Genomic DNA, 4640 nt, shown 5'->3' on the forward strand with positions numbered 1-4640 from the left:
ATCAACACCAACCGTAGCCAGCTCTTCTAAAGCAATAGGAATAACATTTGATGGTAATAACGGTAATTTTTCTGCCACCGTTTGTTCGTCACGATTACCAAAGAATAAGATCGTTGGCTGTTCACCACCCGCCATTTGATAACTGTTTAATAAGCGATAAATAAAGTTCTGGGTCTTTTCTGGCTCTGGTAATGCGTAAGTAATCGCTTCAGTCGGACAAGCTGTGGCACATGTCCCTACGCCTTGGCATAAGAACGGATTAATTTCGATAGCGTGGCCATTACTGGTTAACGCGCCTGCAGGACAAGCATCAACGCAACGCGTACAACCGCCGACACCACGCGATGAATGCGCACAGATATCATTGTTTAAACGAAAGTATTTTGGTTTATCAAAGGTTCCTAACATTTCCGGTAAGGTTTCAATGACATCTGCAATCGCCGCTTTACCGCTACCAACAGGGTAATAACCCGGCGCCGGGATCTCGGCTTGGATAAGGCTATCCGCGCTCATATCAACCACTAAATCGAAACTATCACCACCAATAGTCACTTCCGCTAAATTGGTGTAGGTATTCAGTAAGCTCCCCGCTACACGGCAGTTCACTTCGAACGCACCAAGGTAACCCTTAATTATTACTTCATTACTAAAAAATACTTTGTCATTGTCATTGCTATCGCTCGTCGCTGGCGCAGCAGACGTCGCCAGCAGTGTGACTGAATTCAATGTTGCAAATTGCGGTGCTAACGCAGTGATCGTATCGTGTGCGCCAATGATCAATAAGTTGCCACGGCTTTCGTAAGAAACCGTTGGCGGGATCAAGTTAGATAACTCAACGGTATCAGCAATCGCCGCGAAGCGTGCTTGACCATCGGTATCAGTAAATGTTTCTAAAATACTTTTTAACATTGTTATTCCTGTATCTCGTCACCGTTACTGGGTGTCGATTAAACTGCGAGTCATTACCCGCTGCTCTCTGCTAGCGTACGATCATGTAGATACTTTTTGTTGTAGCTAATAGAGCAATAACCGAACCAACTTTTAACGGAATAAAATGACCTATAAAGAGTTAAAGTCAGAAAGGGATTGTTTTTATATTTACAAATGAGACATTATGTCGCTATAGATGATCATGTGTGGATCAAAATGTCCCGATTTGAAATAAGGTTATTTGTCCCTTTATGTCTCACCGGTTTGTTCAAGCTTGATTTTTTGTTCATCGCAACAAGGCATAGAGGTATTATCTTCCGTCACTAATGCTGTAGTGTCATCCTCAACGGCAAGCATTTCTGGCGCAGAGATTAGCTTAGCGTCAGATTCTTCTAATGCTTCATCGTCGACAACCAGTTCGCTGTCCTGCTCAGGTTCTTCTAATACCGCCTTAACCCAACCGCGTAACTGCTTAGCGACACTCTCATCAAGTTTAGGGATATTAGAAAAATCTTCGGTATGATCATCCATATCACTGATATAATTAAACTCATCAGCATGAAATAGCTTTTGCAACGCTGCTTTTTTTACTGATTTATCAACGCCATGCTGTAAAAAAGAAGCCACACCGCTATCGAAGGTGACGTTATCTGCATCATCGATAGTCAGCACTTCTTCGATATGCTCATCAATCAGATCTGTAGATGGGTGAGATAAATCAGAATCAGAGTCTGCAACCGAGGCATCATGAGGCGCTGAGTCATTATTGGTGTCGGTATCCAGCTCTACAGCAACAGCGTCTTTACTTGCTTCTAAATCAGTTTCTGCATGATCTTTAGTCGCCAATGAACGATCTGACCAACGTTGAAAAAAGTTACTGGCCACTTGAACGCCCTTTTCTGTCTTTACAACGTTTCTTTTTAAATTCAATCAGTTCGCCATTTCTACCAATGAACGCTTCCATCCAAGCTTGCACCGGTAATGGCATCTGAATATGCAGCACTTGATAGTCACCATCCATATAACTACTGGCAACGCTTTGCGCAGCAGTGATCAATAATGGTGAAAACTGCTCGTCAGTGACTTCACAGACAATAAACAGGTGAGGATCTTGTGAGCTTAGGTTAAAACGGTAATCAGTCCGTTCATCGCGGTATAAATACAGTGTTCGTTCATAGCGAGTCGTGCTACCTGTGGTATCCTTGACCTCTTCTGTAGCTGTGCTCGCTGGCGCTTGTTGATACAACTCAATATCTTCAATAGACCAAGACAAGGTAGTCCAACGTCCAACTTGCTTTTCTTCAGAGCGAAGACTGAAGGCGATTGGCCAACTTGATCCGTCTTTCCCTAAGCGCTTATGTTCATCACCTTTATTTAGGTGTTTATCTTCATCACATAGTTGCACACATGCTCCTTTGTTCTATTTTTATAATTATTTATAGTTTTTATCATTTATTATATCTCTCCCCTACTCAGCAAAATCTAGACCAAGTTAGAAACTAATGACAAATAAAATGGTTAAGTTGGAATGAACTTTGCTTTACCTCTTGATAGATATATAAACCAGCAGGAATCTCGGATGCCGCAATTACCAAAAATAATTAGAACCAACTCTTCAGTTGAGCACACCATGACCGTTGATATCATGGATGAGTATGGCGATACCATGACCAAAGAGATCGCCTGTGAACATCCGTTAACGATCTACTTAAACTGGGTTGAGATTGTGACAGTGATGACGCTCGGCGCACGTCCTGCCGAACTCGTACTTGGTTATTTAAAAAACCAAGGTTTTATTGAAGACATCAGTGCAATTGAATCGTTAATCATTGACTGGGATACTAATTCAGCCGCAGTAATTACTCATGAGAGTACCGAGGGTTTAAAAGATAAGTTATCGAAGAAGACAGTAACATCTGGCTGTGGTCAAGGCACCATGTTCGGTAACGTAATGAAGACATTAGAAGGTATAACGCTGCCACAACCTAAACTACGCCAATCAAAATTGTATGGCTTATTGGAAGCATTAACGCATCATAACGCGACTTATAAAGCCGCCGGTGCCGTACATGGCTGCGCAGTATGTAAAGATACCGAAATCCTATCGTTTGTCGAAGATGTAGGTCGTCACAACGCCGTTGATACTTTAGCTGGGGAAATGTGGTTAAAAGGCCAAACGGGTGAAGATAAGATCTTTTATACTACTGGTCGCCTTACGTCTGAGATGGTAATTAAAGTGGCGCAAATGGGCATTCCAGTATTGTTATCACGCTCGGGGGCAACACAAATGGGTTATGATTTAGCCAAGAAATTAGGCATTACTATGGTTGCTCGTGCCAAAGGAAATCGCTTCCAAGTGTATAATGGTATGGCCAATTTGATCTTGGATGTCAAAGGTCCTGAAGCAGAAGCGCTCGCGCAACCTTCAGCGCAACTACAAGATCAGTCACAAGATACCATGGGTAAAAGTGCATGAATGACTTCCCCGCGTTTATGAATGTAAAGCAAGTCGCGGAGTATTTAGACCTGAATGAAAAAAAGGTCTATACCCTTGCTAACGATGGTCACTTACCTGCCACCAAAGTAACCGGGAAATGGTTATTCCCCAAAGCTATGTTAGATAAATGGTTACTGGAATCATGTCATAACGGCGCGCTCAATGACCGCCTGTTAATTGCAGGCTCAGATGATCCCTTATTACAACTGGTTGTCGGTAAAATGGCGCAAAAACTCGGCAGCACCGCACTGGTTGGTTATACCTCAACTGGTACGCGCCAAGGTTTAGCCATGCTCAGTAAAGGCCATGTCGACATGTGTGCTATCCACTGGGGGCATGCTGAGGAAGCGGCTTTACGACATCCCGCTTTATTACAGCAATATCCGGGGCATAAAAACTGGGTGCTGATCCACGCCTTTGAACGTCAACAAGGCTTAGTGGTCAGTAAAGAATTGGCTGATTTAGTCAATTCACGCTCGCTAAACTTGCAAGAGTTACTGACTTCACGCTGGCGCTGGGTATTGCGTCAAGAAGGGGCAGGCAGCATGCGCGCTTTAGCTGAGTGGTTGCACAATCATGCTTACACCGTCGAGATGCTTACCGCTGTTGATACCTGTCACAGCGAACGAGAGCTAGCATCTTGCATTGCTCGTGGCGAAGCTGATGTGGGCTGTGCTAGTCAAAGTACCGCGGGCGAATTTGGTTTAGGCTTTATTCCTTTGAGTACCGAAGCATTTGAATTAGTGATCCCGAAAAATATCTACTTCCGCACCTTACAGCAACAATTACTGCAGGCGTTATCGTCGATGGAGATCCAAGCTAAAGGCGACCAACTTGGAGGTTATAACTTTAGCCGCACTGGTCAACAAGTATGGAGTGCCAGCTAGTACCAAACGCTAGATGTAAAAAAGCCCAGCTATCGCAACGCGGTCTGGGCTTAATTACATTACCTTACTGGAGTTCTTTTTATTCTTTAACTCTTTAACTCTTTAACTCTTTGCTATCTCAGAACAGACCAGTATACAGCCCAAACTGACCTTTAAATCAATTAAACAAGCTTTAATACATCGTTAACCTATTGATAAATGAATACATTTTTAACTGAAACCACTACAGATTGCCCTTTAATAACTATAAATCAACCTATTACAACTACAAAATGTGCCACCAGCAGCTAAAACTGACCCCCCAGCAGCATAAATCCACATCCACA

At 43.1% G+C, this 4640-nt stretch carries 5 protein-coding genes; 2 read left to right on the top strand and 3 right to left on the bottom strand.

The window, feature by feature from the left end; genetic code table 11:
- The 3 genes from QNK26_RS14705 to QNK26_RS14715 all read right to left on the bottom strand — a co-directional run.
- A partial coding sequence (locus tag QNK26_RS14705) for a 4Fe-4S dicluster domain-containing protein (protein ID WP_319224357.1) occupies positions 1-909 on the bottom strand: 909 nt, incomplete at its 3' end.
- A gap of 270 nt (positions 910-1179) precedes the next feature.
- Positions 1180-1815 (bottom strand): DUF3306 domain-containing protein, encoded by a 636-nt coding sequence (locus QNK26_RS14710; RefSeq protein ID WP_319224359.1) that lies wholly within the window; start codon positions 1813-1815, stop codon positions 1180-1182.
- Positions 1805-2335: a DUF3305 domain-containing protein gene (locus QNK26_RS14715; protein WP_319224361.1), complete on the bottom strand. Its 531-nt coding sequence runs from the start codon at positions 2333-2335 to the stop codon at positions 1805-1807. The genes QNK26_RS14710 and QNK26_RS14715 overlap by 11 nt, the downstream gene beginning before the upstream one ends.
- 174 nt (positions 2336-2509) lie before the next feature.
- Between QNK26_RS14715 and QNK26_RS14720 the strand changes: the two genes are divergently transcribed.
- Positions 2510-3406 (top strand): formate dehydrogenase accessory sulfurtransferase FdhD, encoded by an 897-nt coding sequence (locus QNK26_RS14720; RefSeq protein ID WP_319224364.1) that lies wholly within the window; start codon positions 2510-2512, stop codon positions 3404-3406.
- Positions 3403-4314: a helix-turn-helix transcriptional regulator gene (locus QNK26_RS14725; RefSeq protein WP_319224366.1), complete on the top strand. Its 912-nt coding sequence runs from the start codon at positions 3403-3405 to the stop codon at positions 4312-4314. Before QNK26_RS14720 ends, QNK26_RS14725 begins: the two co-directional genes overlap by 4 nt.
- Positions 4315-4640: the final 326 nt, after the last annotated feature.

It is taken from the genome of Moritella sp., assembly GCF_033791185.1.
Taxonomy (GTDB): Bacteria; Pseudomonadota; Gammaproteobacteria; order Enterobacterales; family Moritellaceae; genus Moritella.